This window comes from Sandaracinobacteroides sayramensis (assembly GCF_022014495.1).
Classification (GTDB): Bacteria; Pseudomonadota; Alphaproteobacteria; order Sphingomonadales; family Sphingomonadaceae; genus Sandaracinobacteroides; species Sandaracinobacteroides sayramense.
In genome coordinates, this window is sequence record NZ_JAKLSQ010000013.1 from 67,038 (window position 1) to 91,523 (window position 24,486).

21 protein-coding genes are annotated in these 24,486 nt (G+C 68.3%); 8 read left to right on the plus strand and 13 right to left on the minus strand.

Translation table 11 applies throughout. The features are described 5' to 3' along the window. Positions 1 to 198: 198 nt before the first annotated feature. From L6Q21_RS11085 to L6Q21_RS11115, 7 genes are all read right to left on the minus strand, one after another. Positions 199 to 1,404: an ABC transporter permease gene (locus L6Q21_RS11085; protein WP_237830823.1), complete on the minus strand. Its 1,206-nt coding sequence runs from the start codon at positions 1,402 to 1,404 to the stop codon at positions 199 to 201. Further along, positions 1,405 to 2,130 (minus strand): ABC transporter ATP-binding protein, encoded by a 726-nt coding sequence (locus L6Q21_RS11090; protein ID WP_418895824.1) that lies wholly within the window; start codon positions 2,128 to 2,130, stop codon positions 1,405 to 1,407. Then, positions 2,130 to 3,485 (minus strand): efflux RND transporter periplasmic adaptor subunit, encoded by a 1,356-nt coding sequence (locus L6Q21_RS11095; protein WP_237830824.1) that lies wholly within the window; start codon positions 3,483 to 3,485, stop codon positions 2,130 to 2,132. The genes L6Q21_RS11090 and L6Q21_RS11095 overlap by 1 nt, the downstream gene beginning before the upstream one ends. Then, positions 3,482 to 4,876 carry an efflux transporter outer membrane subunit gene (locus L6Q21_RS11100; RefSeq protein WP_237830825.1) on the minus strand — a complete coding sequence of 465 codons (1,395 nt, stop codon included), beginning with the start codon at positions 4,874 to 4,876 and terminating at the stop codon, positions 3,482 to 3,484. Before L6Q21_RS11100 ends, L6Q21_RS11095 begins: the two co-directional genes overlap by 4 nt. Before the next feature lie 63 nt (positions 4,877 to 4,939). Further along, a complete protein-coding gene (gene pdxY / locus L6Q21_RS11105) occupies positions 4,940 to 5,818 on the minus strand; it encodes a pyridoxal kinase (RefSeq protein WP_237830826.1) in 879 nt (292 codons plus the stop codon). Continuing rightward, positions 5,815 to 6,567 (minus strand): YggS family pyridoxal phosphate-dependent enzyme, encoded by a 753-nt coding sequence (locus L6Q21_RS11110; RefSeq protein WP_237830827.1) that lies wholly within the window; start codon positions 6,565 to 6,567, stop codon positions 5,815 to 5,817. Before L6Q21_RS11110 ends, pdxY begins: the two co-directional genes overlap by 4 nt. 18 nt (positions 6,568 to 6,585) lie before the next feature. Then, positions 6,586 to 7,053 (minus strand): Lrp/AsnC family transcriptional regulator, encoded by a 468-nt coding sequence (locus L6Q21_RS11115; protein ID WP_237830828.1) that lies wholly within the window; start codon positions 7,051 to 7,053, stop codon positions 6,586 to 6,588. 108 nt (positions 7,054 to 7,161) lie between these two features. Here L6Q21_RS11115 and putA point away from each other — a divergent pair, with 108 nt between their 5' ends. Together putA and L6Q21_RS11125 are read left to right on the plus strand one after the other, a co-directional pair. Continuing rightward, positions 7,162 to 10,758 (plus strand): trifunctional transcriptional regulator/proline dehydrogenase/L-glutamate gamma-semialdehyde dehydrogenase, encoded by a 3,597-nt coding sequence (gene putA / locus L6Q21_RS11120; RefSeq protein WP_237830829.1) that lies wholly within the window; start codon positions 7,162 to 7,164, stop codon positions 10,756 to 10,758. A 114-nt stretch (positions 10,759 to 10,872) separates the two neighbouring features. After that, positions 10,873 to 11,745, plus strand: coding sequence for a pirin family protein (locus L6Q21_RS11125; RefSeq protein ID WP_237830830.1), 873 nt, complete (start codon positions 10,873 to 10,875; stop codon positions 11,743 to 11,745). Positions 11,746 to 11,807: 62 nt separating this feature from the next. On the opposite strand, the gene L6Q21_RS11130 is transcribed toward L6Q21_RS11125, so the two are convergent. Both L6Q21_RS11130 and amaB read right to left on the minus strand, forming a co-directional pair. Beyond that, positions 11,808 to 12,305 (minus strand): GAF domain-containing protein, encoded by a 498-nt coding sequence (locus L6Q21_RS11130; protein ID WP_237830831.1) that lies wholly within the window; start codon positions 12,303 to 12,305, stop codon positions 11,808 to 11,810. A gap of 5 nt (positions 12,306 to 12,310) precedes the next feature. Next, entirely contained in the window at positions 12,311 to 13,849 is a 1,539-nt protein-coding gene (gene amaB / locus L6Q21_RS11135) for an L-piperidine-6-carboxylate dehydrogenase (protein WP_336246242.1), read from the minus strand. 121 nt (positions 13,850 to 13,970) lie between these two features. Between amaB and L6Q21_RS11140 the strand changes: the two genes are divergently transcribed. Both L6Q21_RS11140 and L6Q21_RS11145 read left to right on the plus strand, forming a co-directional pair. Next, positions 13,971 to 14,309: a gamma-glutamylcyclotransferase family protein gene (locus L6Q21_RS11140; RefSeq protein ID WP_237830832.1), complete on the plus strand. Its 339-nt coding sequence runs from the start codon at positions 13,971 to 13,973 to the stop codon at positions 14,307 to 14,309. Between the two features lies 1 nt (position 14,310). After that, positions 14,311 to 15,207, plus strand: coding sequence for a bestrophin family protein (locus L6Q21_RS11145; protein WP_237830833.1), 897 nt, complete (start codon positions 14,311 to 14,313; stop codon positions 15,205 to 15,207). An 86-nt stretch (positions 15,208 to 15,293) separates the two neighbouring features. On the opposite strand, the gene gdhA is transcribed toward L6Q21_RS11145, so the two are convergent. The 4 genes from gdhA to trxB form a co-directional block, all read right to left on the minus strand. After that, a complete protein-coding gene (gene gdhA / locus L6Q21_RS11150; protein ID WP_237830834.1) occupies positions 15,294 to 16,643 on the minus strand; it encodes an NADP-specific glutamate dehydrogenase in 1,350 nt (449 codons plus the stop codon). Positions 16,644 to 16,795: 152 nt separating this feature from the next. After that, positions 16,796 to 17,473, minus strand: coding sequence for a DsbA family protein (locus L6Q21_RS11155; RefSeq protein ID WP_237830835.1), 678 nt, complete (start codon positions 17,471 to 17,473; stop codon positions 16,796 to 16,798). A 598-nt stretch (positions 17,474 to 18,071) separates the two neighbouring features. Further along, entirely contained in the window at positions 18,072 to 18,980 is a 909-nt protein-coding gene (locus L6Q21_RS11160; protein WP_237830836.1) for a LysR family transcriptional regulator, read from the minus strand. Between the two features lie 4 nt (positions 18,981 to 18,984). Then, positions 18,985 to 19,941 carry a thioredoxin-disulfide reductase gene (gene trxB, locus L6Q21_RS11165; protein ID WP_237830837.1) on the minus strand — a complete coding sequence of 319 codons (957 nt, stop codon included), beginning with the start codon at positions 19,939 to 19,941 and terminating at the stop codon, positions 18,985 to 18,987. A 165-nt stretch (positions 19,942 to 20,106) separates the two neighbouring features. Here trxB and L6Q21_RS11170 point away from each other — a divergent pair, with 165 nt between their 5' ends. Genes L6Q21_RS11170 through L6Q21_RS11185 form a run of 4 tightly spaced genes read left to right on the plus strand, consistent with a single transcriptional unit; the run spans position 20,107 to position 24,457 of the window. Next, a complete protein-coding gene (locus L6Q21_RS11170; RefSeq protein ID WP_237830838.1) occupies positions 20,107 to 20,601 on the plus strand; it encodes an Lrp/AsnC family transcriptional regulator in 495 nt (164 codons plus the stop codon). After that, positions 20,591 to 21,568, plus strand: a complete 978-nt coding sequence (locus L6Q21_RS11175; protein ID WP_237830839.1) for a pseudouridine synthase — start codon at positions 20,591 to 20,593, stop codon at positions 21,566 to 21,568. The genes L6Q21_RS11170 and L6Q21_RS11175 overlap by 11 nt, the downstream gene beginning before the upstream one ends. 3 nt (positions 21,569 to 21,571) lie before the next feature. After that, complete coding sequence (gene rsmD, locus L6Q21_RS11180) at positions 21,572 to 22,111, plus strand: 16S rRNA (guanine(966)-N(2))-methyltransferase RsmD (protein WP_237830840.1); 540 nt, start codon at positions 21,572 to 21,574, stop codon at positions 22,109 to 22,111. Between the two features lie 21 nt (positions 22,112 to 22,132). Next, positions 22,133 to 24,457, plus strand: a complete 2,325-nt coding sequence (locus L6Q21_RS11185; RefSeq protein ID WP_237830841.1) for an ATP-dependent helicase — start codon at positions 22,133 to 22,135, stop codon at positions 24,455 to 24,457. The last annotated feature ends 29 nt before the right edge of the window (positions 24,458 to 24,486 follow it).

Below are 24,486 nucleotides of genomic sequence, written 5' to 3' on the forward strand. Positions count from 1 at the left end.
CTACCGTGCGCCCTGGGCGCAAGGCAGCCGGCGCGGGAAAGCCGCGCACTAGGTTAAGAACCCATAGAAGCAATGGAATATATTTTCCGTCATCCCGGGCTTGACCCGGGATCCCGCCTCTTCCCCACGTCGGCGGAAAAGCCGGACCGCGGGTCAAGCCCGGGGTGACGAAGGGAAATATGTCTCCCCAAGCTGACGCTATTCGTGCCTGAGCGCGTCGATCGGGTTCAGGTTCGCCGCCCGCCGCGCCGGGAAATAGCCGAACACCACCCCGATCAGCGCCGAGACCGCGAAGGCGATGATGTTGATCTGAGCGTCGAACGTCCAGGGCACCTGCATCAGCGGAGAAAGCAGCGCGATCGCCAGTTGCGCCAGCACCAGCCCGATCAGCCCGCCGATGCAGGACAGCACCACCGCCTCCACCAGGAACTGCAACAGCACCTCGCGGGAAACCGCGCCGATCGCCAGCCGGATTCCGATCTCGCGCGTCCGCTCCGTCACCGACACCAGCATGATGTTCATGATGCCGATGCCGCCGACCACCAGCGAGATCGCCGCCACCGCCGCCACGATCCGCGTCAGCAGCGTGGTCGTCCCCGTCATGGTGTCGGAAATCTGCTTCGTGTCGAAGATGTTGAAATTATCCTCCTTGCCGTCCAGCTTCCGCCGCTCGCGCAGCAGGTCGGAAATGGCGGACTGCACCTGCTCGGTCGAATAGGCGTCGTCCACGCCCACCAGGATCGCCGACACGTCCTGATTGCCGGTGAAACGGCGCTGCACCGTCTTGATCGGCATGATCACCACATCGTCCTGGTCGCCGCCGAACCCGGCCTGCCCGCGTTTCGACAATATGCCGACGACGTCGCAGCTGATGTCGCGGATACGGAACCGCTGGCCCACCGCATCGCCGCCCCGGAACAGATTTTCGCGAACCGTGTTGCCGATGATGCAGACCGCCTTGCCCGCCTCTTCCTCGGCCTCGGTGAAGCCACGCCCCTCGGCCAGCGGCCAGGGCTGGACGATGAAATAGGCACTGGTCGTGCCGTTGATCGTCGTCGACCAGTTGGTCCCCTCGAAGATCGCCGTCCCGCTGGACTGCACCTGCGGCGCCGCCGCCTTCACGCCGGCGATCTGCTGTTCGATCGCCGTCACATCCGCCATCTCGAAGTTGGGCGGGCGCGGCCCGCCGCCGCCGCGCCCGAAGCCTTGCCCCGGGCGGATCTGCAGGATGTTGGTGCCCAGCGAGGCGATCTGGTTCTGCACGGCGGCCGTCGTCGCATTGCCCAGCGTCACCATCGTCACCACGGCGGCGACGCCGATCACCACGCCCAGCACCGTCAGGAACGAGCGCAGCAGGTGCCGCTGGATGGACCTCAGCGCGAGGAGGAAAATGGTCCCAAGCATCTAGCCCGCCACCCTTTCGCCATGGCCGTTGCTGTCGATCCGCTCGATCAGCCCGTCGCGGAAATGCACGACCGTGCGCGCGAACTCCGCCATGTCCGGTTCGTGCGTCACCATCAGCACGGTGATTCCGCCGGCGTTGAATTCCGTCAGCAATTCCATGATCTCGCGCGAGCGGGCGGAATCGAGGTTCCCCGTCGGCTCGTCCGCCAGCAGCACCTCCGGCCGGGTGACGATGGCGCGGGCGATCGCCACCCGCTGCTGCTGCCCGCCGGAAAGCTCGCCCGGCGTATGGTCCCACCAGTCCTTCAGCCCCACCTTGTCCAGCGCCTCCATGGCGGCGTCCCGCCGCTCGGCCCGGCTGTCGCCGCGATAGACCAGCGGCAGCTCCACATTCTCCAGCGCGCTGGTGCGCGCCAGCAGGTTGAAGCCCTGGAACACGAAGCCGAAATATTTCCGCCGCAGCAGCGCCCGCTGGTCGCGGTCCAGCGTCTCCACATGATGGCCATGGAACAGATATTCCCCGCCCGAAGGCACGTCCAGGCAGCCGAGGATGTTCATCGTCGTCGACTTGCCGGAGCCGGACGCCCCCATGATGGCGATGAAATCCCCCCTGGCGATCTCCAGGTCGACGCCCTTCAGCGCCTGGAAGGCGTTCGGCCCCTCGCCGTATACCTTGGTGATTCCGCGCAGGGAGATCAGCGGGGGGGAGATCAGCGGAGAAGCCATCACCCGCCGGCCTTCGGCGCACCGCCCGCCGCCGGCCGGCTGCCACCCGCCTGCGCGCCGGAAAGCTGGCCGGTGATCACCTCCTGCCCTTCCTGCAGCTCGCCGGAAAGCACTTCCGTCACCGAACCGTTGCTGTCGCCCGTGGTCACGGTGATTTCCCGCGGCTGCCCGGCGGCGTCCTTCACGAACAATGTCTGCTGCGCGCCGCGCCCGCTGGTCGCGGTGCGGGTTCCGGTAGCCCGGCGCGGCCCGCGCGGCATGATGGCGCTGGCGATCCCGCCCTGCTGCTGGCCGCCCGTCGCTTGCGCGGTCGCCGGCTTGAAGCGGAAGGCGGCGTTCGGCACCAGCAGCGCATTCTCCCGCCGCGTGGTCACGATATCGGCGGTCGCCGTCATCCCCGGCCGCAAGGTCTGCTCGCGGTTGTCGACGGTGAGCAGCGCGGTATAGGCCACCACCTGCCCGGTCGTGCTGCTGCTGGTCGTGGAACTGCTGCTCTCGTTGAAACCGAGGTTCACCCGCCGGATGTTGGCCGGGAAGCGCCGGCCGGGGAAGGCGTCCACGGTGAAGGTGGCGTCCTGCCCTTCCTTCACCTCGCCCACATCCGCCTCGTCGATCGAAACCTGCAATTCCATCTGGCTCAGATCCTCGGCGATGGTGAACAGCACCGGCGCGTTCAGCGAGGCCGCCACCGTCTGCCCCGGCTCGATATCGCGGGACAGCACCACCCCCGTCACCGGCGAGTAGATGCGCGCCTTGGAAAGATTGGTCTCGGCCGAGCCGAGCGCCGCCTGCTGCGACACCACCTGCGCCCGGGCCGAGGTCAGCGAGGCCGAAGCCCGCCGCTGGTCGGCGCGGGCCGAATCCATCTCCGTCTTCGAAGGCACCTTCCCGCCCGACAGCCGGGACACCTCCTCATGCCGCGCCAGAGTCGCATTCGCCTGCGCCAAAGTCGCCTCCGCCTCGGCCACTCCGGCCTGCGCGGCGGCCAGGCTGGCGCGCGCCTGCTTCACCGAATCCTGCAGCCGCGAGGTGTCGAGCGAAGCCAGCAACTGCCCGCGCTTCACCTCGTCGTTCACATCCACGAACACCTGGGTGATGAGGCCGGACTGTTCCGAGCCGACATCCACCTGGTTGATCGGCTTGATGTTCCCGGTCGCCGACACGGTCACCGTCAGTTCGCCGCGCTCGGCCTTGTCGGTCACATAATGCACCGCATCCGAAGGGCCGAAGAAGCGATAGCCCAGCCACAGCGCCAGCAGCAGCGCCAGCGCCGCCAGGCCCCATTTCAGCCACTTCACCCAGGGCTTGGCGGCCTTGGCGCCCAGAAACTCGTCCAGCGTCTCGTTCGTCGTCATCTGCCGCTTCCGTCCATCGTCTGCCAGCCGCCGCCAAGGGCGTTGTAAAGCTGCACCACCGCCAGCGCTTCCTCGGCCCGGCTGCCGGCCAGGCTGTTGCTCGCCGACAGCAGCGATTGCTCGGCCGTCAGCAAGGTCTGGAAATCCGTCAGGCCGGACTGATATTGCAGCCGCGCCAGCAGGGCGCTGTTGTTCGCCGCGTCTGCGGCTTCCGCGAACTGCCCGGTCCGCCGCTCGGCGGCCTGCCCGGCCACCAGCGCATTCTCCACATCCTCCAGCGCCCCCAGCACCGTCTGCCGATAGGAGGCGAAGGCCCCATCCACCGCCGCCTGCTGTGACCTCATCTGGGACCGCCGCGCGCCACCGTCGAAGATCGTCTGGCCAAGGCTGGCGAACAGCGCGCCGGTCACGATGTCGAACAGACCGCCAGGCCGGAGTGCGCTGGTGCCGATATTGCCGCTGATCCCGAGGGACGGCAGCAATTGCGCCTCTGCCACGCCGATCCGGGCGGTGGCGGCGGCAAGGCTGCGCTCTGCTCCCAGCACATCCGGCCGCTGCCGCAAGGTGTCGGCGGGGATGCCCGCCGAAATCCCCGCCGGCGGCTCGGGGATGGGCGCCGGCGCCTCCAGCGCCTGCGTCGCCGCGCCGGGCGCCTGCCCGGTCAGCACGGCAAGACGGTTGAGCGCGCCCGCCAGATTGCCTTCGATCGCCGGGATAGAGGCCTCGGTCTGCGCCAGCTGCACCCGCGCCTGCTGCTCGTCGAGCGACGACACCAGCCCCGCCTGCACCCGCCAGCCGGCGATGTTCCGGTTCTCGCGCTGGTGGCCGACATTGGCCCCGGCGATCCGCAACTGCTCCTGCGCCAGCCGAAGCTGGATATAGTTGGTCACCACCTCGGCGACGATCGCCACGCGCACCGAGGCGAGGCTGTAGCGGCTCGCCGCCTCATCCGCCCGCGCCGCCTCCACGCCGCGCCGCGTGCCGCCGAACAGATCGGCCTGCCAACTGGCATCCAGCCCCAAAGAGAAGCTGTTGTTATCGCCGCTGGAACTGTTGAAATTCCGCCCGCCGCCGGCGCTCGCCCCCAGGGAAGGCAGCAATCCCGCGCCGGCCTGCACCGAGGCCTCGCGCGCCTGCCGCAGCCGCGCTTCGGCCTGCGCGATGTCCAGATTGGCGGCGACCGCCTGCTCCACCAGCGCGTTCAGCGCCGGATCGCCGAATCGAGTCCACCAGTTCGCCAGCTCCGCCTCAGCCAATGGGGCGGCTTGCCGCCCGGCATAGGAAGCCGGAACGCCCAGATCGGCGCTCAGCGGCGCCTTGTAGTCAGGCCCGGTCGCACAACCGGCAACGCCAAGAGACAGGAAAACCGCCAGCCCCAGGGGTCTTTGCATCGACTGCTTCATCCTTTCCGAGGCCGGCTCAGACTGCGCCTTACCCAATGCATACGCCAGAATTCACGCCAATCCCCTGCCCTCTGCGGAAATTTGCGACAAGCCGCCAATGCTTTCCGGCCTCAACGCTGGGGCCGCAGCCAAAACGTCCGCCAAGGCCGTCTCCACCGGCATCTCGGCCCAGGGCGCAAGCGGCGTGCGCTCCAGCATGGCAAAGGTCACCGCCATCGCCCGCGCGGCGGCCGCCGGCAGCGCGGCACCTTCCGCCAGTTCCGCCGCCAGCACGCCGGTGAAGAAATCGCCCGTGCCCGCCGGCCGCACCGGCAGCCGCGCGGTTTCCACCGCAGACGCTTCCACCCCGTCCAGCACCAGCGCCCGCAGCCGCTCGCCGGACGCGCTGCCCCCCGTCACCACCATGTCGCGAAAGCCCGCGCCCCTGAGCGCCGCTAGCAGTTCCAGCCCGGCAGCCCCCTCGCCCACCCCGGCCAGCAGCCGCGCCTCCCAGCCGTTCGGAGTGGCGACCGCCGCCAGCGGAACCAGCCGCTCGCGAAAAACCTCCAGCAGAGCCGGGTCGGTGAAACCGCCCAGATCGTCGTCGCCCAGCACCGGATCGCAGACATAGAGCAGCTTCGGATTCCGCCGCAGCGCCCGCTCCACGAACCCGGCCACAACGTCGCCGGTTTCCGGCCGGCCCATATAGCCCGTCACCAGCACGGCGGCTTCGTCCACCAGCCCGCGCTCCTCCACCCCCAGCAGCAGGTCGGCCACCAGTTCCGGCTCCAGCAGCCGCCCGCGCATGCTTGGGTAATGCGGATGGTTGGAAAGCAGGGTCGTCGGCACCGCTGTCACTTCGGCGCCATGGATTCGCATCGCCGGCACCGCCGCCGAATTGCCGACATGGCCGAACAGCACCTGGCTCTGGATGGAAATGATCCGAGTCACCCCGCCAGCTCCGGCCAATAGTCGCTGTCGGGCGTCGGCCGCCTGCCGAAGATCGCCTGCCCCACCCGCACGACCGTCGCCCCCCGCTCGACCGCCAGTTCGAAATCCCCGGACATGCCCATGGAAAGCCCGGCCCAGTCGGAAATCGCCGGCCCCTCCTGCCGCAGCCGCTCCCGCAAGGCCGCCAGCCGGTCGAAACAGGCCGCCACCCGCGCCATGTCGTCCGAGAACAGCGCCAGAGTCATCAGCCCCTGCACCTGCAGCCGCCCGAAGGCCGCCAGTTCCCGGCAGAAGCCTATCACCTCGTCGGGCGGCAGACCAAACTTGCTCGCCTCGGCAGAGGTGTTCACCTGCACGAACACCTCCAGCGTCCGGTCCTCCACCTCCAGCCGCCGCTCCAGCGCCTCGGCCAGCTTCAGGCTGTCCAGCGCCTGGAACTCCTCGGCGAAGCGGGCGACATATTTCGCCTTGTTCGTCTGCAAATGCCCGATCACGCTCCAGCAGACCGGCAGGTCGGCCATCGCCTCGGATTTTTCCAGCGCTTCCTGCACCTTGTTCTCGCCCAGCCGCTGCATGCCGGCCGCGACAGCCGCCCGCAGCCGTTCCACCGGCACCGTTTTGCTCACCGGCAGCAATCGAACGCCAGCCACATCCCGCCCGACCCGCGCGCAGGCGGCGGCGATCCGCCCGTTCACCGCCTCCAGCGCCGCGCGGAACTGCGCCACCTCGGCCTCATATACTGCTTTCAATCCGCTCGCTCCTGCCCGTCAGATCGCCAGCCGCCCTTCGCGCACCGTCTCCATTGCAACGAAAGTGGAGGTGCTGGCCACATGCGGCAGGCTGGATATCTTCTCCCCCAGCACCCGCCGATAGGACCTTATGTCCGCCGTCCGCACCTTCAGCAGATAGTCGAAACTGCTGGCGATCATATGGCATTCCTCGATCTCGGGCACCCGCAGCACGGCGGTGTTGAACTCGCCCAGCGCCTTCTCCCGCGTGTCCGACAGCTTCACCTCGGTGAAGGCGACATGCTCCTTCCCGAACTCCGCCGGATCGACGATGGCGCGAAAGCCGCGGATCACCCCGCTCTCCACCAGCCGGCGCAGCCGAAGTTGTGTCGGAGTCTTGGAAAGCCCGATGCGATCGGCAAGCTCCGTCACCGTCATCCGGCCGTCGGCCAGCAAGGCTTCCACGATCTTTCGATCGAACTCGTCCAATTCTCCAGAACGGCTCATTTCAGGGCGCCATGTAGCATGTCATTGTTCGTCTATATGGACAAAATCCCCATAAAAACACAATAATCGGACCTGATCGAACTTCTCCGCCATGCTATTATCCGCCCCATGACCAGCGCCTTCAGCTTCAGCCGTTTCGCCCCGCCCGTCGCCGCCCCCACGCCGCTCCGGCAGGCGATCACCGCCGCCTACCGCCGGCCGGAGGCGGAGTGCATGGCGCCGCTGATCGAAGCTGCGACTCTGCCGCCCGAAAGTCGCAAGGCGATCGCCGCCACCGCCCGCAAGCTGGTCGAGCAACTCCGGCGCGACGGACAGGTCAGCGGTGTCGCCGCGCTGGTGCAGGAATTCTCCCTTTCCAGCCGCGAGGGCGTGGCCCTCATGTGCCTAGCCGAAGCCCTTCTGCGCGTGCCCGACAGCGCCACGCGCGACGCCCTCATCCGCGACAAGGTCGCGCCGGGAGACTGGAAGGCGCATGTCGGCGGAGACCGCTCGCTGTTCGTGAACGCCGCCACCTGGGGCCTGATCGTCACCGGCAGGCTCACCTCCAGCGTCAACGAGAACGGGCTGGGCGCCGCCCTAACCCGGGTCATCGCCCGCGGCGGCGAGCCGGTGATCCGCAAGGGCGTCGAACTCGCGATGCGGATGATGGGCGAGCAGTTCGTCACCGGCGAGACCATCGACGAGGCGCTTGCCCGCGCCCGCGAACTGGAAGCGCGCGGCTTCGGCTATTCCTACGACATGCTGGGCGAAGCGGCGATGACCGCCGCCGACGCCGACCGCTACAACCGCGACTATGAAAACGCCATCCACGCCATCGGCAAGGCGTCGGCCGGGCGCGGCGTCCATGGCGGACCCGGCATTTCCATCAAGCTCTCCGCCCTCCACCCCCGCTACGCCCGCGCCAAGGCGGAGCGGGTGATGGCGGAACTGCTGCCGCGCGTGAAGGCGCTCTGCCTCTTGGCCAAGCAGCACGACATCGGCCTCAACATAGACGCCGAGGAAGCCGACCGCCTCGAACTCTCGCTCGACCTGCTGGAAGCCCTCGCCCTCGACGCCGACCTCGCCGGCTGGCAGGGCCTCGGCTTCGTGGTGCAGGCCTATGGCAAGCGCTGCCCCTTCGTCCTCGACTATCTGACAGACCTCGCGAAGCGCGCCGACCGCCGCATCATGGTCCGCCTCGTGAAGGGCGCCTATTGGGACGCGGAGATCAAGCGCGCGCAAGTGGACGGCCTGCCCGGATTCCCCGTCTACACCCGCAAGCTGCACACCGACATCGCCTATGTCGCCTGCGCCCGGAAGCTGCTGGCGGCGCGCACCCATATCTTCCCGCAGTTCGCCACCCACAACGCCCAGACGCTTGCCACCGTCCACCATCTGGCGGGGCCGGATTTCCAGATGGGTGATTATGAATTCCAGTGCCTGCACGGCATGGGCGAGCCGCTCTACTCGCAGGTGGTCGGCGCGGAGAATCTCAACCGTCCCTGCCGCATCTACGCCCCGGTCGGCACGCACGAGACGCTGCTAGCCTATCTCGTCCGGCGGCTCTTGGAAAACGGCGCCAATTCCTCCTTCGTGAACCGCATCGCCGATGAGGAAGTGCCGGTCGCGGAACTGATCGCAGACCCGGTCGATCTCGCCCGTGCCCTGCCCAATCCGGGCGCCCCGCACGAGCAGATCGCCCTCCCCCGCGACCTCTACACCGGCCGCCGCAACTCGCTCGGCCTCGACCTGAGCGACGAAGGCGTGCTGGAGAAGATCGGCGCCGCGCTCGAAGCCTCCACCCTTGAAAGCCGGACGGCCGGCAACCCGGCCAACCCTTCCCGCCCGGTCCTCAACCCCGCCGATCACCGCGACCGGGTGGGCCTCGTCCATGAACACAGCCCGGAAAGCGCCCGCGCCGCCGTCGCGGTCGCCGCCGCCAGCGGCTGGGCCGACATCCCCGCCGCCGAGCGGGCGCAAAGGCTGGAACGCGCCGCCGACCTCATGGAAAGCCGCACACTCGACCTCCTCGGCCTCATCATGCGCGAGGCCGGCAAATCGCTGCCCAACGCCATCGGCGAAGTGCGCGAGGCGGTGGACTTCCTGCGCTATTACGCCGCCGAAGGCCGGCAGAAGCTGACGGCGGCGCACAAGCCCATCGGCCCCGTCGCCGCCATCAGCCCGTGGAACTTCCCGCTCGCCATCTTCACCGGGCAGGTCTCGGCGGCGCTGATGGCCGGCAACGCCGTCCTCGCCAAACCGGCCGAGGAAACCCCGCTCATCGCCGCCGAGGCGGTCGCCATCCTGCACCAGGCCGGCGTGCCCGCCGACGCGCTGCAACTGGTCGCCGGCGACGGCCGCATCGGCGCGGCGCTGGCCGGCGCGCCCGACACCGCCGGCGTCCTCTTCACCGGCTCCACCGAAGTCGCCCGCCTGATCCAGAGCCAGCTTGCCGAACGCGCGCAAGGCCGGGCCATCCCGCTGATCGCCGAGACCGGCGGCCAGAACGCCATGATCGTCGACACCTCGGCGCTCACCGAACAGGTGGTGGCCGACGTCATCGCCTCGGCCTTCGACAGCGCCGGCCAGCGCTGTTCCGCTCTCCGCCTCCTCTGCCTGCAGGAGGAAGCGGCCGACCGCACGCTCACCATGCTGAAGGGCGCGCTCGCCGAACTTTCCGTCGGCCCGACCGACCGCCTCTCCCGAGACATCGGCCCGGTCATCACGGCGGACGCCCGCGACGGGATCGAAGCGCACATCGGCCGCATGGCGCAATCCGGCGCCGCCATCACCCGCTTGCCGCTCGGCGCGGACTGCGCCAACGGCACCTTCGTCGCGCCGACGATCGTCGAGATCGCCGACATCCGCCAGTTGCAGCGCGAGGTGTTCGGCCCGGTCCTCCACGTCCTGCGCTACCGCCGGGAAAAGCTCGGCGAGCTGATCGAGGCGATCAACGGCACCGGCTACGGCCTCACCTTCGGCCTGCAAACCCGGCTCGACGAAACCATCGAGGAAGTGACGTCGCGAGTCCACGCCGGCAACCATTATGTGAACCGCAACATCATCGGCGCCGTGGTCGGCGTGCAGCCGTTCGGCGGCCGCGGCCTCTCCGGCACCGGCCCGAAGGCCGGCGGCCCGCTCTACCTCGGCCGGCTGGTCAGCGGCCCGGCCTTCACGCTGCGCGGCACCCGCATCGCCGACCCGGCCCTCACCGACCTCGTCGGCTGGCTGGAAGCGGAAGGCGAAGCCGGCGCCATCCGCCGCTACGCCGAGGCTTCCGCCTTCGGCGCCGAGCAACTGCTCGCAGGCCCGGTCGGCGAGGACAACCACTACCGGATCGAGCCGCGCGGCCCGATCCTTCTCCGCCCCACAACCCGCTCCGGCTTCCTCGACCAGCTCGCCGCCACGCTCGCCACCGGGAACGACGCCGTCGCCGAACTGCCGGCGGACCTCCGCCCGCTGCTGCGGCAACTGCCGAAGTCCGTCACCGCTCGCATCCGCGACGACGCCCCCGAACTCGCCGGCGCGCTGGTCGAAGGCAATGCCGAACAGGTGCGCGCGGCCCTCACTGAACTCGCCGCCCGCCCCGGCCCGCTCATCCTCGCGCAGACCGCATCACCCGGCGAAACGGGCAGCTACCGGGTGGACTGGCTGGTGCATGAAGTCTCCACCTCCATCAACACCACGGCGTCTGGGGGTAACGCCACGCTGATGGCCATCGCCTGATCCTACCAAATCTGAAACGCTGAATTGATATCCCTTCTGTTTTGTAACCGGCCAGCAACCCCCATCTGGCCGGTAACAGCAGCGGTCCCCCGGCCGCCGCATGGGAGAACAGCGATGCAAAAAGCGATCATCGGCCGCTACGGCAACAACCGCGGCCACTGGGTGGGCGACGGTTTCCCCGTCCGCTCGCTCTTTTCCTACAGCAACGAGGGCAGCACGCTCGGCAGCCGCATCAGCCCCTTCCTTCTGCTCGACTATGGCGGCCCCTGGCTGTTCGAGCCGACGGAGGACCGGCGCGGCGTCGGCCAGCACCCGCACCGGGGCTTCGAAACCGTCACCATCGTCTACGACGGCGAAGTGGAGCACCGCGATTCCACCGGCAACGGCGGGATCATCGGCCCGGGCGACGTGCAGTGGATGACGGCGGCGAGCGGAATCCTGCATGAGGAATTCCACTCCCCCGGCTTCGCCCGCACCGGCGGCCCGTTCCGCATGGTGCAGCTGTGGGTGAACCTGCCCGCGAAGGACAAGATGGCACCCGCCGGCTATCAGGCCATCCTCTCGTCGCAAATCCCGGTGGTGCAACTGCCGGAGGGCAAGGGCCATGTGCGGATCATCGCCGGCAAGTTCGGCGGCGACAAAGGCCCCGCCCGCACCTTCACGCCCATCAACATGTGGGACATGCGGGTGAAAGGCGACGCCGATGTGACGCTCGACCTGCCGGAAGGCCACATGGCCCTGCTGGTGGTGCTCGGCGGCCACATCAGCCTCGAAGGCGGCCAGACGGTGGGCGAAGCGGAAGTGCTGCACCTCTCGACCGAGGGGGACAGCGTCAGCTTCCACGCCGACGGAGACACGACCCTGCTGGTGCTGACCGGCGAGCCCATCGACGAGCCCATCGTCGGCTACGGCCCGTTCGTGATGAACAGCGAGGCGGAAATCCAGAAGGCCGTCAGCGACTACCAGAACGGCCGCCTGGCCAACTAGGAAGAAAGGCCCCTCCCCTTCAGGGGAGGGGTTGGGGTGGGGGCGTGCCAAACGCCCCCACCTCACCAATCCGAAGCCGAAACCAGCCGCACCATCAACCGCTCCAACCCCGCCAGATCCCCATCCGAAAACCGCCCCACCAAAGGGCTGTCCAGATCCAGCACCCCGAACACCCGCCCCTCGCGCCGCAACGGAATCACCAGTTCCGACCGCGAAGCCGCATCGCAGGCGATATGCCCGGGAAACTCGTGGACATCCGGCACCAGCACCGCCCGCTCCTCCGCCAGCGCCGTGCCGCAAACCCCGCGCCCGCGCGCGATCCGCGCGCAGGCCGGCTTCCCCTGAAACGGCCCCACCACCAGATCGCCGGAGCCTTCCTCCAGCAGATAGAATCCCGCCCAGTTGAGATCGGGCATCTGCTCGAACAGCAGCGCCGCGCAATTGGCGAAATTCGCCATCCAGTTGCGCTCGCCGGCCAGCAGCCCGCCCATCTGCTGCCCCAGTTCGCGATAGAAATCGGCGCCGCCCGGCGCATGCGCAATCCTCACCGCTTCATACATCGCCCTCACCCTTCCACATCGAAGCGCACGCCCTGCGCCAGAGGCATGCGGTCGCTGTAATTGATCGTGTTGGTGGCCCGCCGCATATAGGCCCGCCAGGCGTCCGAGCCGGACTCGCGCCCCCCGCCCGTCTCCTTCTCGCCTCCGAACGCCCCGCCGATCTCCGCGCCGGAGGTGGCGATGTTCACATTGGCGATGCCGCAATCCGATCCGGCGGCGGAAAGGAAGCGCTCCGCTTCCTGCAGGTCGCGGGTGAAGATCGCCGAAGACAGCCCCGGCCCCACGCCGTTGTTGAGGGCGATGGCCTCCTCCAGCGCGCCATAAGTGACGACATAGAGGATCGGCGCGAAAGTCTCCTCCAGCATCGGCCCGGCCTGCGCCGGCATTTCCACCAGCGCCGGCCGGCGATAGACGCCGGGGCGCTCTACCACCTCGCCGCCATGCACGGTGCCGCCCAACGCCCGCGCCGCCGCCAGCGCCTCCGTCATCCGCTCGCCGGCCGCCGCATCAATCAGCGGCCCCACCAAAGTCCCGGCCTCGCGCGGGTCGCCCACCACCGCGCTCGCCCAGAGCCTTTTCAGCCGCGCGACCAGTTCAGCCGCCAGCGTCTCATGCACGATCAGCCGCCGCAAAGTCGTGCAGCGCTGCCCGGCCGTGCCCATGGCGGCGAAGGCGATCGCCTGCGTCGCCATCTTCAGGTCGGCCGAAGGCGCCACGATCAGCGCGTTGTTGCCGCCCAGTTCCAGCAGGCCGCGGGCGAAGCGCGCCGCCAGCTTCGGCCCCACCGCCCGGCCCATCGCCGTGGAGCCGGTCGCCGACAGCAGCGCCACCCGCCGGTCCTCCACCAGCGCATTCCCCACTTCCGGCCCACCGATCAGCAGCCGGCTCAACCCCGGCAACGCCGGCTCGCCGGTCTCGTCCGCGAACCGCCGCGCCGCCCGCTCGAACAGCGCCTGCACCGCCAGCGCCGTCAGCGGCGTCTTTTCCGAAGGCTTCCACAGCACCGGATCGCCGCAGACCAGCGCCAGCGCCGCGTTCCAGCACCAGACGGCGACGGGAAAGTTGAAGGCGGAGATCACCGCCACCGGCCCCAGCGGATGCCAGGTTTCCATCATCCGGTGCCCCGGCCGCTCGGTGGTCATGGTCAGCCCGTAAAGCTGGCGCGAAAGCCCCACGGCGAAGTCAGAGATGTCGATCATCTCCTGCACCTCGCCCTCCCCTTCGGAGAGGATCTTGCCGGCCTCCAGGCTCACCAGCCGCCCCAGCCGCGCCTTCTCCCGCCGCAACTCGTCGCCGAAAATCCGCACCAGTTCGCCCCGGCGCGGCCCCGGCACCAGCCGCCAGGCGCGGAAAGCCTCCGCCGAAAGCGCCAGCGCCTCTTCCACTTCGGCCGCCGTCGCCACCGGCACATGCCCGATCAGCGCCCCGTCTATGGGCGATGTCGCGGCGATCCGGCCATCGCCTTCCCCTTCCAGCGCGATACCGAAATGGGCCATCAAGGCCCGCGCTTCCCCGGCGGGCGGCTGCAAGGCGGTGTCGGTCAAACGGGCATCCTTTCCTGTTCCGCCTCCAGATGCCGCTTTCCGGCCGGATTCGCCACCTTGCATCGAACCATGGCCGCGCTATGCCGCGATGCAGCACCCACCACGCCTCAGGAAAACGCCCATGCGCGATCAACTGCTCTTCTCCTACGGCACGCTCCGCCAACCCGAAGTGCAGCAAGCATTGTTCGGCCGCCCGCTCGAAGGCGCGGCGGACGCGATGACCGGTTGGCGCACGCGCATGATCGAAGTGACCGACGCGGACGTGATCGCCAAAAGCGGCACCCGCTTCCACCCGCTGGTCGAGCGCAGCGAAGCGCCGGGCGACAAGGTGGAAGGCATGGCGTTCGAGGTAACGCAGGCCGAATTGCTCAGCGCCGACGCCTATGAAGTCGATTACCAGCGTCTCGAAGTCGATCTGCTATCCGGCCGCAAGGCCTGGTTCTACGGCGCGAAATCCTGAGATGATCGTCCGCCCGAAACCCGGCCTGCGCGAAATCCTCTTCGCGCTGAACGGCTCGATCCTGCCGCGGATCGCCGGCCGCCTCGCCACCATCGCCGCCGTCTCGCTGATCGCCATCCTCGCCGCCCGCCAGCATCCCGGCGTCTTCGGCGAAATCAGCGCCATCCCCTTCACGCTGATCGGCATCGCGCTCTCCATCTTCATGAGCTTCCGCAACAACGCCTGCTACGACCGCTGGTGGGAGGGGCGCAAACTCTGGGGCGCCCTCATCATCGCCGCCCGCTCGCTGGCGCGGCAGACCTCGACGCTTCAGCCCGAAGACCGCCGCCCCATCCTCACCGGAGTCGCCGCCTTCACCGCCGGCCTCGCCGCCCGCCTGCGCGAGGCCGACGAGCACGCCGCCATCGCCAGCCACGCCCCGCCGGGTGAATGGGAAAGCGCCCCCAACCCCACCGACAGCCTGCTGCAAGGCATCGGCCGCCGCTGCCTGGAACTGCTGCATCAGGGCCGGATCGGCGCCATCCACCATTCGCTGCTGGAAGGGCAACTGGTCGCTTTGTCCGAAGTGCAGGCCGGGTGCGAACGGATCGCCACCACGCCCATCCCTTTCGCCTATTCGCTGCTGCTGCACCGCACGGCGCATATCTTCTGCCTGGCGCTGCCCTTCGCGCTCGCCGGCACGCTCGGCTGGTGGACGCTGCTGCCGGTGCTCCTCGTCAGCTACACCTTCTTCGGCCTGGATGCGCTGGGCGACCAGCTCGAAGACCCGTTCGGGCTGGAGCCGAACGACCTGCCGCTCGACGCGATGAGCCGCCTCGTCGAGCGGGAGATGCTGGCGGCAAGCGGCGAAGCGCAACTGCCCCCCGCTCTCGCCGCCCGGCACCATGTCCTGACCTAGGCCCAGGGCTCATATTCCCTGTCGTTTCGTCACCCCGGGCTTGACCCGGGGTCCAGCTTTTTCCGCTGGCGCCAAGCTCCAAGCCTTCAGATCACCCCCAGCGAGCGCATCGCCTCCGCCACCCGCACGAAGCCGGCGATATTGGCGCCCAGCACATAATCGCCCGCCGCCCCATATTCCTGGGCCGTCTCGAAGCAATTGTCGTGGATGTCGCGCATGATCTGCGCCAGCCGCGTCTCCGTCTGCTCGAACGACCAGCTGTCGCGGGAGGCGTTCTGCTGCATTTCCAGCGCGGAGGTGGCGACTCCGCCGGCATTCGCCGCCTTCCCCGGCGCGAACATCACCCCGGCCGCCTGGAACAGCCCCACCGCCTCCGGCGTGGAGGGCATGTTCGCCCCCTCGCCCACGGCGATCACGCCATTGCCGATCAGCGCCCGCGCGTCGCGCGCCGTCAGTTCGTTCTGCGTGGCGCAGGGCAGCGCGATGTCGCACGGCACATCCCAGATGGAGCCGCCGACGATATGGTGCGCGCCTTCGCCGCGCATCCGCGCATATTCCGAAAGCCGCTCGCGCCGCACCTCCTTCACTTCCCGCAGAAGCTCCAGGTCGATGCCCTGCTCGTCCAGCACATAGCCGCCCGAATCCGAACAGGCGATCACCGTGCCGCCGAACTGCTGCGCCTTCTCGATGGCATGGATGGCGACATTGCCGGAACCGGAAACGACGACCTTCTTGCCTTCCAGCCCGTTGCCGCGCGCGGCCAGCATCTGCTGCACGAAATAGACGAGGCCATAGCCCGTCGCCTCCGTCCGCGCCCGCGAGCCGCCATAGGCCAGCCCCTTCCCCGTCAGCACGCCCGCCTCATAGCGGTTGCTCAGCCGCTTGTACTGGCCGAACATATAGCCGATCTCGCGGCCCCCCACGCCGATGTCGCCGGCGGGCACGTCGGTATATTCGCCCAGATGCCGGTGCAGCTCGGTCATGAAGGCCTGGCAGAAGCGCATGATCTCGCCGTCGGACCGGCCGCGCGGGTTGAAGTCGGAACCGCCCTTGCCGCCGCCGATCGGCATTCCGGTCAGCGCGTTCTTGAAGATCTGCTCGAACCCCAGAAACTTCACGATCCCGAGGTTCACGGAAGGGTGGAAGCGAATCCCCCCCTTGTAGGGCCCCAGCGCCGAGTTGAACTGCACGCGGAAGCCGCGGTTGATCTGCACCTGCCCGGAATCGTCCACCCAGGGCACGCGGAAGATGATCTGCCGCTCCGGCTCGCAGATGCGCTCGATCAGCGCCTGATGGGTGTAATCGGGGTGCTTGGCGACGACCCGCCCCAGGCTTTCCAGCACCTCATGCACGGCCTGATGGAACTCCGCTTCGCCCGCGTTCCGGCGCAACACTTCATCCAGAACGGGCTGCAGCTTCTCATCAATCTTGCTCAAAACAATCTCCAAACGACAGAAACCGGCGCGTCTGTGGGCCAATCGGGCGGTGTTTCGCAAGCCGGAGCCTCGAAATTCCGCAGAATCTGCGAAAATCCGCCGAAAAAGCCTGCGGCGCCCCAATGGCGCGAAAACCCTTGCCGGCGGGCGAATCAGCGGCCGGCCGCCTTCGCATCCTGGCGCGCCTCCGCCACCGTGCTGCGCAATGTGGCAAGATCGGCAGCTCCGGGTATCAGATAGTCGTTCACCAGCAGCGCCGGCGTGCCGCTGATACCCAACATCCCGGCGTAGCGATGGGTGCGCGCCAAAGCCTGCTCGATCTCGGCGGCGTTGCGCTTCTGGTCGGCCTGCAGCCGCGCCCAATCCACGCCGGCCCGTTCGGCCGCCGCTCGAATCCCTTCGGAGGTGATGCGCCCCCGGGTGGCCATCAGCGCGTCGTTGAAGGCCGCATGCCGGCCCTGGTAACCCGCCGCGATCGCCGCCCGCGCCGCTTCCACGCTTTCCGGCCCCAGGATCGGCCAGTCGCGATAGACGATTTTCACCTTCGGGTCCTCGCGGAGAAGCGCCTGGAGCGGCGGGTGCATCCGCCGGCAATAAGGGCATTGGTAATCGGAAAAGACCACGATCGTCACATCGGCCCCCTCAGGCGCCACGACCGGCGCCACCGGATCGCTGCGCATCGCCTGCAACAGCCGCTGCGCCTCCTGCGCTTCCGCAAGCTTTCCCCTATCCGCCTGCGCATCGGCGGCAGTCGATGCTCCCAAGGGAATCGCCAGCGCCGCCAGCCACATACCGAACAGACCGGCAACAGCCGACGGCTTCATCCGCATTCTGATATCCCCGCAAACCTCTTCCGCCAAAACCCGGCGGCGGCGCCGCTTCTGCCCAAGCCCCGGCCGAAGGGCAAAGGAAAGATATCTGCGAAGCAAAAGCGAAGAGAGGAAAGATAAGGCGATTATGCAGCTTACCAACCCACGGCAATTGTGCGGGTCGCCGGCCTGACACCGGACATCTCCAACAGCCGTCACCCCGGGCTTGACCCGGGGTCCAGCTTTTCCGCCGGCGCAGCGCTTGAGGAAGACAGCGGGACCCCGGGTCAAGCCCGGGGTGACGAGGGCGTTTCACAGCCCCCGCTTCCCACCGGAACCGACGTTCGCCGCCCGGGTTTGCAAACAGCCCAATCACCAAAGAAAAAGGCCCGGTGGAGCAAGCTCTAACACCGGGCCTAGATTTTTCGGTCGACCTCCGAGGGAGGGAGGGAGAGTGGTGGTCGACCAGACCAGGCGCCTCGGGGAGGAGTGAGGAAACCCGGCCGCGCTGCAACGCAGCAACAATCTCTATGTAGGACAGGCCGAATTTTTGTGCAAGTGCGAAGAAGCAAGGGCAGCCATGCAGATTATGCATGACGACGCGAAGGCAGTTCCCCGCTCAGGCCACCCCATCCCCCAGGTTCAGCGGGGTCATCCGCTCGATCAGAAAGTCCCTCAGCGCCGACACCCGCACGGAGCCGCGAAGCTCCGACGCATAGACGAAATAGGTCTGGAAAACGGCGCCCTGCAATTCCGGCAGCAAAACCCGCAGCTTGCCCGAATGGTGGATCAGATAGGTCGGCAGCGCGGCAATGCCGATTCCCGCTTCCACCGCCTGCAGCACCCCGAAGCTGTTGTTGATGGAAAGCCCCGGATCGCGCGCCGGGCCGTCATGCCCCAGTTCCAGCGCCCAGTTGATCGAACGCAGATAGGCCGGCGCCTCCGGCCCATAGGCGATCAGCCGGTGCGTCAGCAGTTCGTCCTGCGTCTTCGGCTCGCCATGCCTCGCCAGATAGGCTTCGGACGCGCACAGCCGGTGGCGGATGCTCGCCAGGGGCCGCTGGATCAGGTCCGCCTGGTGCGGCTTGTGGAAGCGGATGGCGCAATCCGCCTCATGCCGCGCTAGGTCGCGCTCCTCGTCGGAAAGCACCAAGCTCACCCGGATATCCGGGTACATGTCCAGGAAGTCCTTCAGATGCTTGGGCAACCAGGACGATCCGAAGCTCACCGTCGTCGTCAGCTTGATCTCGCCGGTCGGGCGGTTGCGAGTCGCCTCGATCGAGCTTTTCGTCCGCTCGATCTCGTCCGCCATCCGCGCGGTGGTGAAGCGGAGCTGTTCCCCCTCGTTCGTCAAGGCCAGCCCGCGCGCGTGGCGGTGAAACAGCTTCGCGCCCAGCGATTCCTCCAGCGCGATCACCTGCCGGCTCAGCGCCGGCTGCGACAGCTTCAGCCGCCGCGCGCCTTCGGTGAAGCTTCCGGCCGAGGCAACCGCGTGGAAAAGGCGCAGCTTGTCCCAGTCGATCGGCATGGCGTCAGGCCGCCTCCCGCGTCTCGTGGGCGGCGCCATGCGCCAGGAATCGCTCGGCCTCCAGCGCCGCCATGCAGCCCATCCCGGCCGCCGTCACCGCCTGCCGGTAGAGCTTGTCGGTCACGTCTCCGGCGGCGAACACGCCGGGCACGTCGGTGCGCGGCGTCCCCGGCTCGACGAGGATATAGCCCTCCTCGTCCATGCGAAGCTGGCCCTTGAAGATCTGCGTCGCCGGGTCGTGGCCGATGGCGACGAACAGCCCGTCCACGTCCAGCGCACGCACCGCCCCCGTCTGCGTGTCGGTCAGTTCGATGGCGGAAACGCCATCCTCGCCGCGCACGTCGCTGACGGTCGCGTTCCAGACCATTTCCACCTTCGGATTGGCGAACAGCCGCGCCTGGTTGGTCTTGTCGGCGCGCAGTTCGCCGCGGCGGTGGATCAGGGTCACCTTGCTGGCGAAATTGGTCAGGAACATCGCCTCTTCCACGGCGGTGTTGCCGCCGCCCACCACCGCCACATGCTTGTTGCGGAAGAAGAAACCGTCGCAGGTGGCGCAGGCGGAAACGCCCTTGCCGCGCAGCCGCGTCTCGTTCGGCAGCCCCAGCCAGCGGGCGCTGGCGCCGGTGGCGATCACCACCGTCTCCGCCTCGATCACCAGCCCGCTGTCGGCGACCGCCACGAACGGCCGCTTCGAAAAATCGACGGAAGCGACGATGTCGGAGATGATCTCGGTGCCCACATGCTCGGCCTGCGCGCGCAGCTTCGCCATCAGCTCCGGCCCCATGATCGCGGTTTCGCCCGGCCAGTTCTCCACATCGGTGGTGATAGTCAGCTGGCCGCCCGGCTGCAGGCCTTCCACCAGCACCGGGTTCAACATGGCCCTTGCGCCATAGACCGCCGCCGTATAGCCGGCCGGCCCCGATCCGATGATGAGAAGCTTGGTCCGCTTGACGTCGCCCATGGACAATCCTTTCGCAATCGACTTAAGCGGCCGCCGGGCAGACCGCAAGCGTTCAGAAAAACCCTGCTAACGCCCTCCCCTTTCCGGATCTTCGCCGCAATTCATTTGCGTAGCCGCGCAATTTTATTATATTTTCCACCTCGTTTTCGGAGCCTTCTGCTTTTCATGAATCGCCCCCATCAACTTGACCAGATCGATCTGGAGATTCTGGCGCATCTTCAGGCCGACGGCCGGATGACCAATGTAGACCTCGCGCAGAAAGTGGGGCTGACGGCGCCGCCCTGCCTGCGCCGCGTGCGGGCGCTGGAAGAGGCGCAGGTGATCCGCGGCTACCACGCCGACCTGTCACCCGGAGACCTCGGCTGGTCGATCACCATTTTCGCCATGGTCAGCCTGAAGAGCCAGGCGGAAGAGGATCTGAAGGCCTTCGAAGCGCATGTCGCCGGCCTCCCCGAAGTCCGCGAATGCCATATGCTGAACGGCGAGATCGACTTCATCCTGAAGCTGGTCGCCAGAGACCTGCCCAGTTTCCAGAGCTTCCTCACCGGCAAGCTGACGAGCGCCCCCAATGTCGCCAGCGTCAAGACCTCGCTGACGATCCGCACTTCCAAGTCGCTGATCGGCGTGCCGGTCCAGGGCGGGCAAAGCCATGCCGGATAAGCGCCCGCCCGGCGGCCCGGGCAACACCGGCGGCCCCCGCAAGCCGGGCGGTCCGCGCAAACCCGGCGGCCCCGCACGCGGCCCGTCCGCCCGCCGTCCGCGCGCCGGCGCCACGGCGGAAGCGCGCGAGAATCCCGGCGCCCGCCGCTCCTCGCGTCCACAACGCTCGCCGACGGCGCGCGCGCAACTGGCCCCGGCGAAGCCCGCCGGCAGCGGAGACCGCATCGCCAAGCTGCTGGCCCGCGCCGGCGTCGGCTCGCGGCGTGACATCGAACGGATGATCGCCGAAGGCCGCGTGGCGATAGACGGCAAGCCGCTGGAAACCCCCGCCACCATCCTCACCTCCCTCGCCGGAGTCACGGTGGACGGCAAGCCCGTCGCCGAGGCGCAATCGACGCGGCTGTTCCTGTTCCACAAGCCCGCCGGCTTCCTGACCGCCGCGCGCGACCCCGCCGGCCGGCCGACCATCTACGACGCGCTTCCCCCGGGCCTCCCCCGCCTCGTGCCCGTGGGCCGGCTGGACCTCAACACCGAAGGGCTGCTGCTGCTCACCAACGACGGCGAGCTGAAGCGGGCGCTGGAACTCCCCTCCAGCGAGGTGCCGCGCACCTACCGCGTCAGGGCGCTGGGCGAAGTCCGCCAGCAGGATCTGGAGGCGCTGGCGCTGGGAGTCACGCTGGAAGGCGTGCGCTATGGCCCGGTCGACGCCTCGGTCGACCGCCGGGCGCGGGCCGAAGGCGCCAATATCTGGCTGACCATGACGCTCGCCGAAGGCAAGAATCGCGAGGTCCGCAAGCTGTGCGAAGGCATGGGGCTGAAGGTCAGCCGGCTGATCCGCACCGCCTATGGCGCCTTCACGCTGGGCGAACTGCCGGCGCGCGGGGTGGAGGAAGTGCCGTCGCTGCAAGTCTCCAACCTGCTGCGCGGCCTCACCCGCCGCCGCCCCGCCCCCCGGCCGGAGCGCTGAGCCATGCGCATCGTTGCCGGACGCTGGCGCTCGCGCCCGCTCGAAACCCCTGTCGGCGCCACCACCCGCCCCACGGCGGACCGCGCGCGCGAAACCCTCTTCTCCATGCTCACCAGCCGGCTGGGCGGTTTCGAGGGGCTGCTGGTGCTGGACCTGTTCGCCGGCTCCGGCGCGCTGGCGCTGGAAGCCCTGTCGCGCGGCGCGGCGCGGGGCTTTCTGGTGGAACGCGATCCGGCCGCCCGCCGCGCGATTGAAAGCAATATCGCGAAACTCGGCGCCGAAGCCCGGCTGATCGGCCACGATGCTTGCAGCCTGCCCCCCGCCCCCGCGCCGGCCGACCTCATCTTCCTGGACCCGCCCTATGGCGAGGGGCTTACCACGAAGGCGTTGCAATCGGCGCTGACCATGGGCTGGGTGGCGCCGCACACTTGGATTTCGGTCGAAACCGCGCGCGGGGAGGAACTGGACACCCCCGGTTTCGAACCCGAAAGCACGCGCGGCGTCGGCAAGGCCGAACTGCATCTGTTGCGCCCCAAGGCATGAGTTCGCTATCTGTTCCCTGAAATGGCATCCCCTCCCGTTCCAAACCACCCCTGGCTTCAGGGCCTGAACCCGCCGCAACTGGAGGCGGCGACCGCGCTCGACGGCCCGATCCTGGTGCTGGCCGGAGCCGGCACCGGCAAGACCAGGGCGCTGACCGCCCGCCTCGCGCAGATTCTCGCCGAGCGCCGGGCCTGGCCTTCGGAAATCCTCGCCGTCACCTTCACCAACAAGGCGGCGGCGGAAATGCGCCAGCGGCTGACGGCGCTGGTAGGCCCGGCCGCCGAGGGCATGCCCTTCGTCGGCACTTTCCATTCGATCGCCGCGCGGATGCTCCGCCGCCACGCGGAACTGGTGGGCCTGCGCTCCAACTTCACCATCCTCGACACCGACGATGTGCTGCGCCTGCTGAAGCGGATCATCGTCGAGGCGGGGATAGACGAGAAGCGCTGGCCGGCCCGGCAATTGTCCGGCCTCATCGACCGCTGGAAGAACCGCGCCGAAACCCCTGATAAAGTGCCGCAAGGCGAAGCCTTCGCCTTCGCGGACGGGCGCGGGAGCGAGCTTTACGCCGCCTATCAGGCGCAGTTGCTGACGTTGAACGCCGCCGATTTCGGCGACCTGCTGCTGCACATCATCAACATATTCGAAGCCCATGCCGATGTGCTGGCCGACTGGCAGCGCCGCTTCAAATATGTGCTGGTGGACGAGTATCAGGACACCAACGCCGCGCAATATCGCTGGCTGACGCTGCTGGCCGCGAAATCGAAGGGCGGGCAAGGCAATATCTGCTGCGTGGGCGACGACGACCAGTCCATCTACAGCTGGCGCGGCGCGGAAGTTGCCAATATCCTGCGCTTCGAAAAGGATTTTCCCGGCGCGAAGACTATCCGTCTGGAACAGAATTACCGTTCCACCCCGCACATCCTCGCCGCCGCCGCGCATGTGATCGCCCACAATCAGGGCCGGCTGGGCAAGACGCTGTGGACCAGCCTCGATTCCGGCGAAAAGGTGCAGGTCACCTCCATCTGGGACGGGCCGGAGGAAGCGCGGCTGGTGGGCGAGAAGATCGAGCGGCTGCTGCGCGAAGGCGTGCAGCCCTCCGACATCGCCATATTGGTGCGCGCCAGCTTCCAGACGCGGGAGTTCGAGGACCGCTTCATCTCCATCGGCCTGCCCTACCGGATCGTCGGCGGTTTCCGCTTCTACGAGCGCGCCGAAATCCGCGATGCGCTGGCCTATCTGCGGCTGGTGGCGCAGCCGGACGACGGCCTCGCCTTCGAGCGGATCGTCAACGTGCCCAAGCGCGGGCTGGGGGACAAGGCGCAGTCCACCATCCAGGCGCACGCGCGCTCGACCGGGCTTTCGCTGCCGGCCGCCGCACAAGCCATCGTCGAGACCGAGGAACTGTCCCCCGCCGCCCGCCGCTCGCTGGCGGAACTGCTGGCGGGCCTCAGGCGCTGGCGCGGGCAGATCGACCAGCTCGATCAGGGCGCGCTGGCGCAGGCGGTGCTGGAGGAATCCGGCTATGTCGCCATGCTGGAGGCCGACCGCAGCGCCGAGGCCGCCGGGCGGCTGGACAATCTCGCCGAACTGGTGCGCGCCATGGAGGGCTTCCCTGATCTTCAGGCCTTCCTCGAACATGTCTCGCTGGTGATGGAGAATGACCGCACCGACGCCGAGGCCAAGGTGACGATGATGACGCTGCACGCGGCGAAGGGTCTGGAGTTCGACCATGTGTTCCTCCCCGGCTGGGAGGAAGGGCTGTTCCCCAGCCAGCGCTCGCTCGACGAAGGCGGCGCGGCGGCGCTGGAGGAGGAGCGGCGGCTGGCCTATGTCGGCATCACCCGCGCCCGGCGGCGCGCGACCATCCTGCACGCGCAGAATCGTCGGGTCTATGGCCAGTGGACCAGCGCCATCCCCAGCCGCTTCCTCGCCGAGCTTCCGCCCGAGCATGTGGAAATGCATTCCACGCTGACCGGCGGCGCCAGCCTGTGGCGCGCCGCCACCCAGAACGACGACCCCTTCGCGCATCTGGAGCGCGGCAAGGGGCGCGGCCCCGGCTGGGAGCGCGCCAGCGCCCGCAGCGGCGAGTGGGCGAACGCCACTTCCGGCGGCCTCAACCGCCAGACCGCCGCCCGCCCGGCGCGCACCGTCACGCTGGACGCCCGGCCGCTGTCCTCCACCGTCGGCGGCGTGGCCCGCACCGACCTGCGCGTGGGGGACCGGGTGTTCCACGCCAAGTTCGGCATGGGCACGGTGAAGGGGCAGGACGGCAACAAGCTGGAGATCGAGTTCGACCAGGCCGGCACGAAGATGGTGCTGGACAGTTTCGTTTCCCCGGGCTGAAATGGGCGGGTGAGCAAGGGCTTCACAGG